18 protein-coding genes are annotated in these 13,044 nt (G+C 59.6%); 2 read left to right on the forward strand and 16 right to left on the reverse strand.

Annotated elements, in window-relative coordinates:
- Positions 1-122: 122 nt before the first annotated feature.
- A complete protein-coding gene (locus H8R02_RS29725; protein WP_222622702.1) occupies positions 123-803 on the forward strand; it encodes a DNA/RNA helicase domain-containing protein in 681 nt (226 codons plus the stop codon).
- Between the two features lie 53 nt (positions 804-856).
- On the opposite strand, the gene H8R02_RS29730 is transcribed toward H8R02_RS29725, so the two are convergent.
- From H8R02_RS29730 to H8R02_RS30190, 16 genes are all read right to left on the reverse strand, one after another.
- On the reverse strand, positions 857-1,837 hold the full coding sequence (locus H8R02_RS29730) for an ABC transporter substrate-binding protein (RefSeq protein WP_187085599.1): 981 nt from the start codon (positions 1,835-1,837) through the stop codon (positions 857-859).
- Between the two features lie 300 nt (positions 1,838-2,137).
- Positions 2,138-2,659, reverse strand: coding sequence for a hypothetical protein (locus H8R02_RS29735; RefSeq protein ID WP_187085601.1), 522 nt, complete (start codon positions 2,657-2,659; stop codon positions 2,138-2,140).
- A 293-nt stretch (positions 2,660-2,952) separates the two neighbouring features.
- The gene (locus H8R02_RS29740; RefSeq protein WP_187085603.1) at positions 2,953-3,750 is read right to left on the reverse strand and encodes a nuclease-related domain-containing protein; all 798 of its coding nucleotides are present in this window, start codon (positions 3,748-3,750) and stop codon (positions 2,953-2,955) included.
- A gap of 33 nt (positions 3,751-3,783) precedes the next feature.
- Entirely contained in the window at positions 3,784-4,404 is a 621-nt protein-coding gene (locus H8R02_RS30930; RefSeq protein ID WP_187085605.1) for a GIY-YIG nuclease family protein, read from the reverse strand.
- Between the two features lie 56 nt (positions 4,405-4,460).
- The gene (locus H8R02_RS29750; RefSeq protein ID WP_187085607.1) at positions 4,461-5,684 is read right to left on the reverse strand and encodes a tyrosine-type recombinase/integrase; all 1,224 of its coding nucleotides are present in this window, start codon (positions 5,682-5,684) and stop codon (positions 4,461-4,463) included.
- 102 nt (positions 5,685-5,786) lie between these two features.
- On the reverse strand, positions 5,787-7,433 hold the full coding sequence (locus H8R02_RS29755; RefSeq protein ID WP_187085609.1) for an AAA family ATPase: 1,647 nt from the start codon (positions 7,431-7,433) through the stop codon (positions 5,787-5,789).
- Between the two features lie 249 nt (positions 7,434-7,682).
- Entirely contained in the window at positions 7,683-8,045 is a 363-nt protein-coding gene (locus H8R02_RS29760; protein ID WP_187085611.1) for a hypothetical protein, read from the reverse strand.
- Between the two features lie 109 nt (positions 8,046-8,154).
- Positions 8,155-8,568, reverse strand: coding sequence for a hypothetical protein (locus tag H8R02_RS29765; protein WP_187085613.1), 414 nt, complete (start codon positions 8,566-8,568; stop codon positions 8,155-8,157).
- Between the two features lie 309 nt (positions 8,569-8,877).
- Positions 8,878-9,264 (reverse strand): antirestriction protein, encoded by a 387-nt coding sequence (locus tag H8R02_RS29770; protein WP_222622703.1) that lies wholly within the window; start codon positions 9,262-9,264, stop codon positions 8,878-8,880.
- A 148-nt stretch (positions 9,265-9,412) separates the two neighbouring features.
- On the reverse strand, positions 9,413-9,577 hold the full coding sequence (locus H8R02_RS29775) for a hypothetical protein (protein WP_187085617.1): 165 nt from the start codon (positions 9,575-9,577) through the stop codon (positions 9,413-9,415).
- Positions 9,574-10,080, reverse strand: a complete 507-nt coding sequence (locus H8R02_RS29780) for a hypothetical protein (protein WP_187085619.1) — start codon at positions 10,078-10,080, stop codon at positions 9,574-9,576. Before H8R02_RS29780 ends, H8R02_RS29775 begins: the two co-directional genes overlap by 4 nt.
- Before the next feature lie 67 nt (positions 10,081-10,147).
- Positions 10,148-10,516, reverse strand: a complete 369-nt coding sequence (locus H8R02_RS29785; RefSeq protein ID WP_187085621.1) for a hypothetical protein — start codon at positions 10,514-10,516, stop codon at positions 10,148-10,150.
- A 61-nt stretch (positions 10,517-10,577) separates the two neighbouring features.
- The gene (locus tag H8R02_RS29790; RefSeq protein ID WP_187085623.1) at positions 10,578-10,985 is read right to left on the reverse strand and encodes a hypothetical protein; all 408 of its coding nucleotides are present in this window, start codon (positions 10,983-10,985) and stop codon (positions 10,578-10,580) included.
- An 88-nt stretch (positions 10,986-11,073) separates the two neighbouring features.
- Entirely contained in the window at positions 11,074-11,259 is a 186-nt protein-coding gene (locus H8R02_RS29795) for a hypothetical protein (protein WP_187085625.1), read from the reverse strand.
- A 9-nt stretch (positions 11,260-11,268) separates the two neighbouring features.
- On the reverse strand, positions 11,269-11,937 hold the full coding sequence (locus H8R02_RS29800) for a hypothetical protein (RefSeq protein WP_187085627.1): 669 nt from the start codon (positions 11,935-11,937) through the stop codon (positions 11,269-11,271).
- Positions 11,938-11,989: 52 nt separating this feature from the next.
- On the reverse strand, positions 11,990-12,475 hold the full coding sequence (locus H8R02_RS30190) for a hypothetical protein (RefSeq protein ID WP_222622704.1): 486 nt from the start codon (positions 12,473-12,475) through the stop codon (positions 11,990-11,992).
- A gap of 111 nt (positions 12,476-12,586) precedes the next feature.
- Between H8R02_RS30190 and H8R02_RS29810 the strand changes: the two genes are divergently transcribed.
- A complete protein-coding gene (locus H8R02_RS29810; protein ID WP_187085629.1) occupies positions 12,587-12,832 on the forward strand; it encodes a helix-turn-helix domain-containing protein in 246 nt (81 codons plus the stop codon).
- Positions 12,833-13,044: the final 212 nt, after the last annotated feature.

The following is a 13,044-nucleotide window of genomic DNA, read 5'->3' on the forward strand; positions in this document are numbered from 1 at the left end:
AAAGGGGCCGTGAGGCCCCTCAAATCGACAGGAAAACCGATGAAACCCGCTCGCGCGAACCTCAGATCCAGCCTCGCGAAACGCGTGCGTCGAAAATCGGCCGCTAAATCAGCGTAGCCCTAGTGCGTTCAGCTGCCAAACGCGTTGATGCGGTTGTGCACGAATACGAATTGGAGGCTCAGTTCAGGTGCAGCGGCTCGGACGGGTTCATCAACTGGGTCGAAAACACGCTCGATGTACGGAGAACTGCGAATGTTCTCTGGAACCGCGATGACCCGTATGAGTTCAAGATCGAGGATTCTATTGAATCTCTTGAAGCGTGGGTTCGCGACAAGTCGAAAGCGAGTGAGAGCGTGCGGCTCGTGGCTGGCTTCTGTTGGCCTTGGTCTGAGCCGAGGCCTGATGGGACTCTTGTTCCCGATGTGAAACTCGGAAACTGGTCGATGCCTTGGAACGCGAAACCGGATGCCGGTCGGCTCGCGCGAGACATTCCCAAGTCCACCTTTTGGCCTTCTGATCCGAACGGGCTTGGTCAGGTTGGATGTGTGTACACAGCCCAGGGCTTCGAGTTCGACTACGTCGGCATCATCTTCGGGCCGGACCTTCGATACGACTGGGAGCAGAATGCATGGATTGGTGATCCGAGCAAGTCCTTCGATCGTGTCTTGAGACAGGGTCGGGACGCTTTCGTCGATCTTGTGAAGAACACCTACCGAGTCCTGTTCACACGCGGCATCAAAGGGTGCCATGTGTACTTCATGGACGAAGGCACACGCCGCTTCGTCCAGAGCAGGCTTGAGTAACGAGCATTGACGAGGATGCTGGAGCAAGTTGTCCAGGCGCTGGCGTTCGCCGACTACTCGAACAGCTTGTCCGCGCGGAGCAGCACAGTCTGAGGTATCACGATGCCGAGGTCCTTCGCAGTCTTCAGGTTGAGCGCCATCTCAAAGACAGTGGGTTGCTCGACCGGCAGGTCTGCTGGCTTGGTTCCCTTCAAGATCCTGTCAACGTAGTACGCGGTCCGCCGCCACAGCGCGTGCTGATTGGGGCCGTAACCGACCAAGTACCCCGCCTCCGCTTCCAGGATACCGAATCCCATGCTTGGCAGCCTATGCTTCCGCGCCAGCTCGGCGATTTCCGACCGACGCTCAACGTACGTTGAGTCCGTCACAACTAGCAGTCCATTCGCATTCTGGGCCTTCACCGCGGCGAACCCATTCTCGATATCCGGGAGGGACTGCGCGTCGATCGGCAAGATTTGAATACGCCTGCCGATGGCCACTGCCTGAAGCCTTTTCAGCACCGCTCGATGTGAGGGGTAGGCGGAATTCATCAATAAGGCAAGCCGCGATAGTTTCGGCAGGAGCTCAAGCAGCAGGTCGAGGTGCTTGGGCGCGACTTCAGTCAGCATGTTTGCCGTCCCGGTGATGTTCCCGCCCGGCCTCGCCAGACTCTTCACGAGACCTGAAACGACCGGGTCTCCCGAACTGATGACGACCGTGGGTATCGTCGAAGTCGCCTTCTGCACGGCAAGCGCCGGACCCGTCGGGCTCACCAGGATCAAGTCCGGACCGGATCTGACCAGTTCCGCGGCCAATGCGGGAAAAGTGTCGTTGCGGTTATCGGCGAAACGCATCTCGAGCACATAGTCCCGTCCCTCGAGATAGCCAAGATCGCGGAATGCTTGCTTGAAAGCCTCGAATCGAGACTCGACAGACGATCGCGCCGACTGGAAGAGGAACCCGATGCGCCAGACCTTGCTGGACTGCTGCGCAACTGCGGCCAGAGGCCACGTGCCAAAAGCAGAAAGTGCAAGCATGGCGTCGCGCTTGTTCATTCCGTCGTCCGCTCCATCCAAGTGCGCAGTTTCGCAGATTGCATCGGACAAGAACAAACCTGCTCACTTGCCGCCAGTAGGGAAGACCCATGCGAAGCAAAGACGCCCCGGAGCCGTAAAGCTTCCGAGGCGTTCTAGATCTGGTGGCCTGGGGCGGAATCGAACCACCGACACGCGGATTTTCAATACCAGTTAGAACCATAGAACTACACCTAAGCCCAAGATTTCTAACGGCTTTTTCTGCCCCGGGGCGCCGAAACCGAACCAGCCGACCCGCGCCGACCCCTGTGCCGAACCGCGTTATGTCGCCTTTTCGGTTCCTGTTGCCGGCTGGTCACCTTTCGAGGACGCCATCGCCGCTTGCGAACACTCGTCCAGGATGCGTTGCACTTGGCTCTCAAACTGCTCCCTCGAAATGATCTTTTGTTCCCTGAGTGCTTCCAACTCCAAGAGGCGTTTGTACATGTCACTGCCCTCAGCTGGCATTGGCAAGCGCGCAGATTCGGAACCACCAAGCTGACCAAGGTAGATGCCTGCGATCGCACCCACGGCAGCACCAAAGATCGGGCCTATTAGTGGAACCGGAACCGCGATGACACCACCGACAAGCGCGCCTTTCGCCGCATCCTTCCCGATCTTGGAGTCGGCCAACTCAGAACCGAGTTCTCGCAGTCGCTCGCCCGCGTTCTTTGCGAGCTCCAGAGTCCTGCTTTTGACGGCCTGAAGTTCCTCCGGCGACGGTGCGTGCTGCAGCACCAAGTCTTTCGTCCAAGAGGCAACATCGGTCGCGGAGTCTGAGGCCGCTGCAGCGACCTTCTTCATCTTGTTCAGCGCGCTACGAGCACTCCTACGCCACACAGGCTCCTCGGGGGAGGCCTCGATAGAAGACGGAGTTCCAGCAGACACTGTCGCTCCACATTTCGGACAACGCCAGTCTTCACCGCCAATGACGTCGCCAGCTGCAATTGTCCCGCTCCACCCACATGGGGCACATTGCGCCGCTCTCGGTCCAAGGAATGCCATGTCCGTCTCCATTCGTCGACTCACTAACTTTACCGCTGTCCGCGAAGGTCACATGTGGCAGGCAGGCTGGGTACCCGCACAATCCCAGTGACTTAGAGATCAACGAACGTTCTCATCGGTTCTAGAATCTTTTCGTCAGTAGACAACCATTCGAAGGCCGGCGCATACGCCGCTCGCTCCAGCTGACGGTAGGCCTCCTCCGCAGTGAGGGTGTCTGGATCGCCGAGCCGGATGTCGTGCCACAGTTGCGCGTCTGGCCCTTCCTTTGCCGGCGTGAACGGATCGCGTCTCAATTTCACCAAGTTCTCGGCCTCATCGATCGCGCTCCACAGATAGGACACCATCCTGAGCCTCTCTTCCGGACCACTTAACCAAGGGGGGGCGACTGCAACTAGGTCCAAGATCAACGCTGGAATCTGGTCGGCCTTCGCAACCTCAGGGACATCAAACGACGGGTACCTCACTATTCCTTGGTCGGAAACAGCGACAAGTGTGTGGATCGGTATTTCGGCCCAAGAGGGGGCCGCATACATGCGGAAATTCTCCTTAAGAACCAGCGCTTGTCTCTCACACTGGAGGAGTGGGGATGGCATGCCCTGCTCTCCGCCTTTATATGCGCGTGTCCATTGCATTTGCTCAGAAATTCGGACTTCACCTGAGACGCTCTTACTTTCGACGACGATAAGCCCACCCGAGTGAACAATGAGATGGTCAATCTGAGCTAGTTCTCCCCGGGCAAGGATCTTCGCGTCGTTGAAAACAAGAACCTTCTTATCGCGTGCAAAGTAGCGACTGAAATAGAAGGCCATCTGCTGCTCGGCCCTGTATCCGGCTTCGTCGAAAATCGTTTTGAATTCGGTCCTGGGCTCCAACTCCTTAAGGATCGTCATCGTGGTCTCCAAGCAGCAGTGGGCCGAGCAGCGTTAGCCGCCAAGGATTGCCTGAATTGCGACCTTGATCTCCTCAGGCGTTGTTAGGAACCACTCGGCACCGGGTGCATCAGCCTTTCGCTTGCCGCGAACCTTTAGAAGGTACTGGATGGCCTTTTCCAGATTGTCAGCGTCAGGGTGCGCGAACGTCCCAAGCACTTCAGGCTTCTCGGGCATCGGAGTCACCTGCTGCATGATTCGCGCTTCAGGGTTCGCGCCTTTTCCGATCTTTATTGGGAATGGACCGCTGGCAGCCTTGTAGGCAGGGAAGGTGTACCAGTAGATGGCCGGTGTAATCCCCGCCTCTGCCTCCTCCTCTTCCTCCAGCTCGATCGCAGCATCATTCTCCGTGGCAGCGAGGCCGACAACGACGACATCATCGGCCATGGTCGCCGCAAACACTTCGGGATGCGACTTGACTTCCATGCCCATGCGGATGCGCAGCTTCTTTCGCGCTTCCGTCTCGATGCCTTCGTTGAGGTCAAGCATGTGCGCGTGGAACTCGGGGAAGTCCTGCCACAGTCCGTCAGTGAGCTTGCGATAGGTGAGCTGCTCACCGCGGCTCTTGAGAACTGCGACCATCTTCTGCCGCAGGCTTGTTGTTTCCGCTTCCACTACAACTGCCTCCCGTGTCGGTACGGCCCAACTTTACGCCAGGCCGCCCCGGTTACTCAACCCACAGCGAACGCCGCTAGGTTCGACGCCTCCTGCGCCGCCTTCATGGACAAGTGCGCATAACGTTGGCTCGTCCGAGTATCGGCATGGCCAAGCAGCGTCTGCACTTGGTACAGCGTCCCACCACTTGACACCACCCGGCTGGCGAAGGTGTGCCGCAGATCATGGATGCGGATGTTTTCCGGCAGCTTTGCCTTCTTCCTGATCCGATACCACTGACGGGTGATCGTGGTGAACGGCTTGCCCGATGCGGGTGACGGGAACAGCAGTTCAGACTCGTCTTTCGTGTCGAGCTGCTGTAGCACCCAGAGCGCACTGGCGTTCAGGGGCTTGTGCATGATCTTCCTGGACTTCGAGTTCGTCGCTGGGATCTTCCAGGTGCCACCATCAAGGTCGAAGTGCTTCCACTGTGCCCGGAGCCCTTCATTGAGCCGAGCCCCGGTCGCCAGCAAGAACATCAGGATCAGGCACACCATCCGGTTCTTGTCGGTCTCCAGCACCTTCACGAGCCGTGCCACCTGCTCGTCATCGAGGTAATGCTCCACTTGATTGTCCAGGCGCAGCAAGGGGATGCGAGCCAAGACGTTCCGATCGACCATCTCCCACGACATCGCAAGGTTCAGCACTCGGCGCAGCAGGACGGGATGATGGTTGACGGTGGCTGGAGCAAGCCCCTGCGCAGCGAGTTCAGCTTGGAACTGCTGCACGGATCGTCGTGTGATGCCTGCGAGAGGTAGATTTCCGAACTTCGGCTTGATCCGTTTGTACGTCTGCTCGTCGCGAAGCCACGAACGCTTGTGAAGCTTCACATGCGGAAAGTAGTGCTCGGTCATGAATGTGTCCAGCGACATTCCGCCAGCGACGGTTGTCGGCGTGCCCATCAGCCCGTTAGTGGCCATCAGGGGAGCGGGCGGGTTGCCGGGTAGGGCCACCCCAGGCCGGGCGGCCGTCGGCGCCTTCGTGGCCGCCTTATGGGCCAGCGCTGCGGCCCGTGCCGCCTCCAGCGTGAGGTCGGCAGTGCGACCGAGTTTGTGGTGGCAAGTTTTGCCGCTGGCATCCTTCCAGCGCACGTAGAAGGTGCCTTGCCCCGGACTCGCGGCGCGGACTTCGATGTAGAGGCCGGTCTTATGAGGATCGACAACCTCGGTGCGCGACTTGCCGGGTGGGCAGGCGAGCTGCGTGTTGACGTAGTGTTGGTCTAAGCAGGCTATAACAGCCACGATATCTCCTTGGAAAAATTGATTGACGATGCGCGGCCGGACACGGGGGCTGTTCACCCTCGCGCCGAGCGCAACCTGGAAAGCTGAAAAGCTGGTGCGGCGTCAGGCTGCTGGAGCCGTCGCCTTGGTCACTAGCTCGTACTGATGGACGCCACGGGCGCCCCGCTTGAAAGTCCAGCGCTGGTTTGCAGAGCCAGACTCGGCATACTTCTCGATGACGCGGATGGCAGCTTGGCGGCTGGCACCCGTGCGACGCGACACTTCGGCTGCGAGGAGCATCTTCGATCTGATCCCTGCGTTGATCGCCTCCGTAACGACTTCGACGAGCTCGCCATCTGAGCGCTGCTCTTCGCTCTTCACATAGGGCTGCCACTCCTCGGGGTCGACCTCCTGCACGGATGCGAACAGCTCCGGGTATGACACCTTCCCCGATGCGTAGCTGAACGCAGCGGCCGAAGCGACGGTGCCTCGGGACTTCTTGTTCTCGAACACGACAACCGTCTTTCCCTTGTCGTTCTCTCGGTCCACCTTGGACACGATGAAGACGCAGTCGAAGTCATCGATGATGTCGGTGGTCCCCGAGTAGACCGGCTTTCCGTTTGCATCCAATGCCTTGTTGGTGTGGGACAGGGCGATGACAGTGCCTCCGAGCGTCACGAACTTTCTGACCACATTTGTGAACTGGCGGGCCTCCTGCTTGCTCATGGTGTCCACGAACTTCTTGAGCGTGTCGAGCACGAGAATCGTCCCATCGACAGTTTGCGTCTCGATCATCGAGCGCAGCGTGACTTGGAACTGCTTGAGATTGAAGCCTCGATAGCCGTCCGCAAGCATGTGGAAGCCGTACTCCTCGGCGAGCTGCCCCTTTTCGACGAGCCCGCTGGGGTTGTCGTCCATGTTCACGTAGAGCAACTTCGAGGGGTTGATCACTCCGGCGACGATGGCCTCCGCGATCAGGTGCAGTGTGATCAGCGTCTTGCCGGTACTCGGCGCTGCATACAGACAAGTCGCCTGGTTGCGCGCCACGATTCGTCCGAGGATCGGTCGCTGATCGGTGAGCACACGCTCGACCTCATCCAAGTGGCCGCGGAGCGAGTATTTGGTGAACGCGCTGGGCCGTGAATCATCAGGCGTGGCGGGCTCTGGCGCGGTCGGCGTCGCAGCCTCACGCACAGATCCTCTCAGTGCATCTTGAAGTGTGAAGCGGGAGGTCGTCGTCTCCGGTTGCCAGACAAGCAGCTCCGGCCCGGTGGAAGCGAGCGTGGTTGTGCCGTGGGGCAGCCTGTGGAAGTCATACAGATCGACGACGCGGTCAGGGTAGTAGCCCTTTGCCCGCTCTACGAGGTCTCGCGCGTCAGTCACCTCACGCAGCGGCGATGTGAGGACGAATCCGATTTGGTGATCGTCACACGCCAATCGCATGACCCACGTAGGCGAACACAATGCTGCGAGTCGATCGACTTCAGCTGATGTGAGGCGAACGAGGACGAGGGTGTGCAGGGCGGCGAAGTAGTTGGCTTCGATGGACGGACGCTGACCGGGCTCCACGACAAAGCTCGACACCGACAGGTAGTTGTCGCCGTTGTCGGGCAGGTTTGCGACGTGGGGAAGTTCAGGTGTGACGAGGGGCGCTTTTGATAGACGTTCGCCTTCAAGCGTGAAACGGAGGTAGCGCGTGGCCGGTCGTGGAATGGGCAGCCACGTTTTTTCGATGAAGGTCTGGTTGTCGCATAGGTTGATTGAGTTCAATATGAGTTCTCGGCTAGGGTGAATGACGGGCCGGTCCTCAGAGGGCCAGCCAGATGTCCATTCCCGATCAGCACTTTTGCGCCGACCGGTCTAGCGAGCTGGCATTGCACCAGCGCACTCCTTTCCCGCTTGGGTTGTGTGGCTCGGTAGGCGCCTACCAGCCAGCTCGGCTCCTGACACCGTGCGTATGTGCACCCGACGCGGAGGGTTCCAGCGCGCCAGAATTCCAGCGCGCCAGCATCGGCAGGGTCAGTGGAATCCGGTCAGGTGTTTGTCGCGCACCTGCCTGATTTCGGAGACGGCTGCCGCGACTTCATCGAGAGCCCGCTGAATTTCGACCTGGCCGAGACCCTTCGTCATCGCAGCGTGTACTCCGCCCGTACTCGCGAAGAAGAATGCGCCCCCTTCGGAATTCCGCGCCCTCGCGTGCCGCTGTTCGGTGAATGCGGCGAGTTCGTCCGGCGTAGGATCGAAGAGGCAGCCCGAGAACGTCAGTTCCCAGGGATTTTGTTGGATTTCGACCTCGACGAGAGTCGCCAGATAGCCTCCAGCGCAGCTGACTCCGCCCGTGCTGTCGTTCGCCGGGCGAGCCAGTGCTTTGCGTTTGTTCATGGTTCGTACCTCTGATGTTGGAGTGGATGGCAGGCGGGTGCATTTACCTGCCGGCGGATGGGAGCGCTTTATGCGCCCTTCATCCGTAAGCGGCCCCTCGTGGTTCAGCCTACTTTTGGCTATATGGCTCGGCGGCGGCGTCGGCCACAGAGAGGTACTCCCAAGCACGCACAGCGTCGGGGACGCCTTTCTTGCCCCGCCTTGGCTTCATCTTGAGGATCTTCAAGTGCAACATGAGCTCACGGTAGGTGTAGCTCAGGTCAGGGTTCCATTCGAGAACGCCGCCCCCGTCCGACGATCCAGCACTCCCCGGCACCCAGGTCATGTGGTCGTGCTCTCCGTGAGGTCTCTTCGCCGCACAGGCGAGCCGATACATGTCCATGTGGTCCTGCAGCGGGTCACGCAACACATACACGAAGAGATGCTCGTCGCTCTTGGCGCGGTGCACGTGCCATGTCGGGCGAAGGTCGTGAGCGTCTTCATATGCGAATCGCTTGCCGACCTTGAGCTCGATGAAGTGCATGGCCGCGACTTGAGGTTGCGACGTCGGGCCTTCAGTTGGCAGGGATACGGCGCTGATAAATGCCGATTCGTATCCCACTGGAGGCCTCATTTCGACTGTCGAGAGAGGTAGTGGCACCGCTTCGGGGGGTAAGTTGCGATAGGCGACTTGGAGGAACGGAGTAATGGCGATGGGGTCGGTCTTAGGATGCATCTGAGCTTTCAGTAGAGGGACGTTCCCCGGTTAGGGGCGCTTCTGCGTCATCCGGTTAATACCTTTGGTTATGGGCGGTACCGGCTTCAGCATTAGCGGCCCCTGGACCGTTTAGTACTAATCGATCGCTCGCTGAATGCTTGCCGCCTCCTCGTGGTCCAGCATGAACTCACGAAGCTTGTGGAAGTGCTCCGTGCAGGCTTGAGCGAACTCGTGGTCCGGCGAGAAGCTCAGCAGTGAATACGCATACAGGCTGCACGTGATGCCGAAAGCGTCCGCCGACAGCACACCATCGAAGCCATTGGCGCACTCGACGCGGAACCTATCGGGAATCGTCGGGGCCATGTAGAAGCCGCCGTTGCAGAGGCCGTGGAATGTCCAGTGACCGCCGTTGTAGTCGGGCGAGAGGCTGGAGGCGGTGTCGAACACATAGCTCTCGACATGGATCGTGCGCACGCCGAACAGCTTGGCGAAGTGGCTGGCGCGCAGGTGGTCTGGGATCACGCCACAGTGAATTGTCATGCTGATTGCTCCTATGTCCCCCGGTGCAGGCGTACGTGTGCCTCCGCTCAAGGCGGTCCGACTGCAGCCGGGAGGTGAAAGTGGGGAAAGTGGGTAAGAGGAAAGGGGGCGGGGCGGCTAGTGCAGGTGACTAGTCGCGCTCGTAGGCTTGCTCGGACAGCATCTCGGCTTCGTCAGCGAGGGCTTGTCCAAGCACTTCGTCCGGCAGATCGAGTCCGAGCACCGAATCCAGTACGTGCGTGAGGCAGTCTTCGTAGGCCATGTGGTTCTCCGTGAGGTTTGTGAGTTGGGTCATTCGGCGGGATCGCTGGGGCTGGGCGCCGGGCCGTTGTCCCAGGGAGCAGCAGCAGCCTTGCCACGTCCCTTCTTGCGCGTTGACTGCGGCTCGGGTGCATCGGCGTTCGGGTCCAGCGTGGTACCGGACTTGATGAGTGCTGCGAGTTCCTTGACGAAGGTCTCCGACTGAGTGCGCTCGTACTTGTGCGGCTGATCTGCCGTAAGTGCAACGAGCCCCTCGTTTCTGAGCACTGCGAGCAAGTAGCCCGCGGTATTGACGGAACGGCCGACTTTGAACACCGGCAGCAGCGTCGGGGCAGCAAGCACGGAGTTCTGGCCGAGCACCTTCTGAATTTCAGAGGCGCAGACCCACTCGCGACTGAAAACGCCTTTGCCGCTGGTTGCCCAGATGCGAAAGCAGATGTCGTCCTTGCCGCGCACGCCGACGTGGTACGTGATGCTGGTTCGGCCCGAGAGTGACGGGCAGTCGGCGATCTTGAGAATGCGTGGTTCATCGCTCATGGAAGCTCCTTGTGGTTGGTTGATGAAGAAGAGACCCTGTGGTCCTTCAATATAGATACTTTAGTTTTCACTCTTTTGGCAAGACTTCTCGACCGCCCATAAGGCGTGCCGTGCCACCCAGCGATGCCACCACCCTGGACAGGTCCGTGCGCGCTGTACCGGCGACGCCTAAGGCCGCCAGAGCTGCCCCTGCACTGGCCTCGTCTGCGGCAATGACGTGCACCGGAGCCCCCGCGACGGTTCCGGACATGCAGACCACGCCCGCGACGGCCAAGGGGTGCATGCGCACGACATCGAGCAATGCAAGGGGCTCAGCGAGTTCGCGCGAACGACCCGCTTCGAACTGCAGGATTCCGGCACGCTCCTCGAAAGCCTCGCGCAGGTTGTCATCGAGCCGGCAGACGAGCGCTTCAACGATTGGCTCCAGCGGGGTCATTGCTCCTCCAGAAATGAAAAAGCCACCCGGAGGTGGCGTTGGGGTGGGGAAGATCGACTTGTCATGGCAGCAGCTCCTGTGACCGGATCGCGTACTTCCGGCACATTGCAAGTAAGTCGGCCGGGAAGTCGATGGACTTGGGAATGAACACGAGCGCACCGAACCCGTCGTCACTCAGCACGAAAACGAGTTCGTAGCAGCAAGCGTGCTCCTCGATCAGCTCGAACGAGGGGCGAAAACCGGGCTCACCGAATCGCCTTCCGTCGATGCGGTTCTCAAGGACTGAGAAGCCGAGGTGGTTGCTGACGGCGTTCAGGTCGGCCGGACCTTCCACCACAACGAGTGCCCCGAGCGCATCTGCGTCGTAGACACCGTCCTCCGACAGGGCCGCGAATCGATGCTGAACAAGTGAGCGCAGGCTCAAGTCAATGACACCTGAACTCTCTTCAGGAGTTCGCAGGATCAACATGCAGGTCTCCAAAAGAAAAAGCGCCCGAGGCGGGATGCCAGGGGCGCAGGGTTGAGAAGGAAGCTTAGGGGCTAGTAGCGGCGGATGCTCAGTGGTGATGCCACCACGCCAAAAGTCGGCTGAGGCCATAGGCAACTGCGCCAGCAATGGGCAACACCCATGTCCACCCCCATCCGCTGAATAAGTACAAGACAGCACCCACGTGCAGGGTCACCAGTCCGACTGCGGCGAGAAGCTTGATCTTCTTGCTGGTTCTTTCGATGAGGATCGGCATCAACCTCTCCTATGGGGTGTAGCGGATCGTGACCTTGACAGGCAGCCTTTCGTCCTTGCCTTGCTCGCGCATCCACTTGGTCGCGAACTCCTGGACGGTCTGCGTAGCATGCGGCATCACAGCTTTCAGGTAGATGTCCTGCCCCGCGCGTCGGTCAAGCTCCGGGCCGAGTTGACGGAGCAGCCCTTGTTCATTTCCTCGCTTGCCCGGACTGATCCATCCCCGGGTCGATTCAATCTCTAGTTTCGCTGTGTCGAACGGTACCGGGCTCGTCGGCTGCAGCGGCGGGACAGTCAGCGTGTACTGGTCGCCCTCCCGTTGGAGCTGCCACGTTTCCGACAGCGGAATCCGATAGACATAGTGGACCGGCACTCTGACCCGCGAAATCGTTGGCTTCATGATCGCGCTGCAGTCGATGAAAGGGCACTCGTACTTCGCTTGCCAGCCGAACTCCTCCACTTTCTGCAGGGTCGCCACTTCCAGCATTCCGCCCGGCGTACGAATCACGATGATCTTGGCTGGGTCGAGCGTGGCGACCTGCTGCTCCTTTCGCCCCGCCGACCGGTACGCGACGATGCCGATCACAATCAACGTGACAACGGCCGCAGCCACCGTTCCAAGCCGTGCTGGTGTTTTCACGCCATCCCTTTCGAGTTGCTGATTGAGTCCGATGCGCATAGTCGCCTTTTGTCTGGTGGCGGATTGCGCTTTTCACCCAAACGGTGCGGCGTCATTGATCTGCCTTACTGGCCTTCAGGTCGCCGAGGTGTCGGCTCATCGCCATGTTGGCAGCGAGGAACCCGAGGAACACAATTCCTCCGATTACATATCCCGCTTCTGGGCTTCCGAGCTCCTTGCAAACGTAATAGACAAGAACGCCGAACGCCACAGCCATAGCGAACCCCACGAGCTTCCCAAGGTAGGGGATGTTCGCCAGAACTGCGAGCCCGACGAACACTCCACCGAAGACCCACCAAGAGCTGGCCAGGTAACCAGCAATGCAGGCAGCGATGAAGACTTGGAATCCCCAAAGGCTGCTGCCCGCGCGGTTCTCGACGGCTTGGGCCACTCCTTGCCGAACCGGGACGGCGGACGCAGGGGGAGCAGGGAGAGCTGGCGAATCTTCGGAAGTCTTGAGCGGATTGCCGCAATGCACACATGCGGTCGCCTTGTCACTGACAGTCTTGTTGCATTCAGGGCATGAAATCAATGCCACATCTACCTCCTCAATGTTGATGATCTGGTCAACAGGAAACGCGAACCTCCTTTCATGGATATATGAATTAGTGTTTATGTGATTTAGAGCATACAAGAGACAGTCTCCGGCGTGAAGAAGGAGACGCTCTCGCAACGATTTGGAAGATGCGTGCGCCAGCTACGGCTGGAGGCGGGCCTAAGCCAAGTGGAGTTCGGGGAGCGGTGCGGCTTCTATCAGACCTATCTAAGCCGCTTGGAGCGCGGCCAAGCAAATCCCACGTTGAATGCGATGGAAGTGGTCGCGAACGCTTTGGGCCTAACGATCTACGAGCTGTGGGAGCAGGTCCGAAGACTTTCCGCGTCACCTAAACCGTGACGCGTGTCCCCGTTTGTTCACGAATGGCTCGACTAGGAAGCGAGCTCAGCGCGCGCCTCCGCTACCCCACTCGTTTGTGACGATGTGAAGTAAGCGTCCGGCCAACCCACCCTTGAGCGCAGCCCCGTAAGCGGCAAGGATGGTGTCCATCTATGGAGTTAGGTGGACACCATGAAGGATTGGAGGAAGGAGCCTCGGCGCCGGCACAGCGA

The organism is Ramlibacter albus (assembly GCF_014297445.1).
Lineage (GTDB): Bacteria > Pseudomonadota > Gammaproteobacteria > Burkholderiales > Burkholderiaceae_C > Ramlibacter > Ramlibacter albus.

Coding starts and splice junctions, on each gene's coding strand:
- H8R02_RS29765 (WP_187085613.1), bottom strand. CDS start 8,568: ATGCACTTCATCGAGCTCAAGGTCGGCAAGCGATTCGCATATGAAGAC.
- H8R02_RS29760 (WP_187085611.1), bottom strand. CDS start 8,045: ATGAACAAACGCAAAGCACTGGCTCGCCCGGCGAACGACAGCACGGGC.
- H8R02_RS29780 (WP_187085619.1), bottom strand. CDS start 10,080: ATGAGCGATGAACCACGCATTCTCAAGATCGCCGACTGCCCGTCACTC.
- H8R02_RS29775 (WP_187085617.1), bottom strand. CDS start 9,577: ATGACCCAACTCACAAACCTCACGGAGAACCACATGGCCTACGAAGAC.
- H8R02_RS29800 (WP_187085627.1), bottom strand. CDS start 11,937: ATGCGCATCGGACTCAATCAGCAACTCGAAAGGGATGGCGTGAAAACA.
- H8R02_RS29735 (WP_187085601.1), bottom strand. CDS start 2,659: ATGAAGAAGGTCGCTGCAGCGGCCTCAGACTCCGCGACCGATGTTGCC.
- H8R02_RS29740 (WP_187085603.1), bottom strand. CDS start 3,750: ATGACGATCCTTAAGGAGTTGGAGCCCAGGACCGAATTCAAAACGATT.
- H8R02_RS29790 (WP_187085623.1), bottom strand. CDS start 10,985: ATGTTGATCCTGCGAACTCCTGAAGAGAGTTCAGGTGTCATTGACTTG.
- H8R02_RS29795 (WP_187085625.1), bottom strand. CDS start 11,259: ATGCCGATCCTCATCGAAAGAACCAGCAAGAAGATCAAGCTTCTCGCC.
- H8R02_RS29730 (WP_187085599.1), bottom strand. CDS start 1,837: ATGAACAAGCGCGACGCCATGCTTGCACTTTCTGCTTTTGGCACGTGG.
- H8R02_RS29785 (WP_187085621.1), bottom strand. CDS start 10,516: ATGACCCCGCTGGAGCCAATCGTTGAAGCGCTCGTCTGCCGGCTCGAT.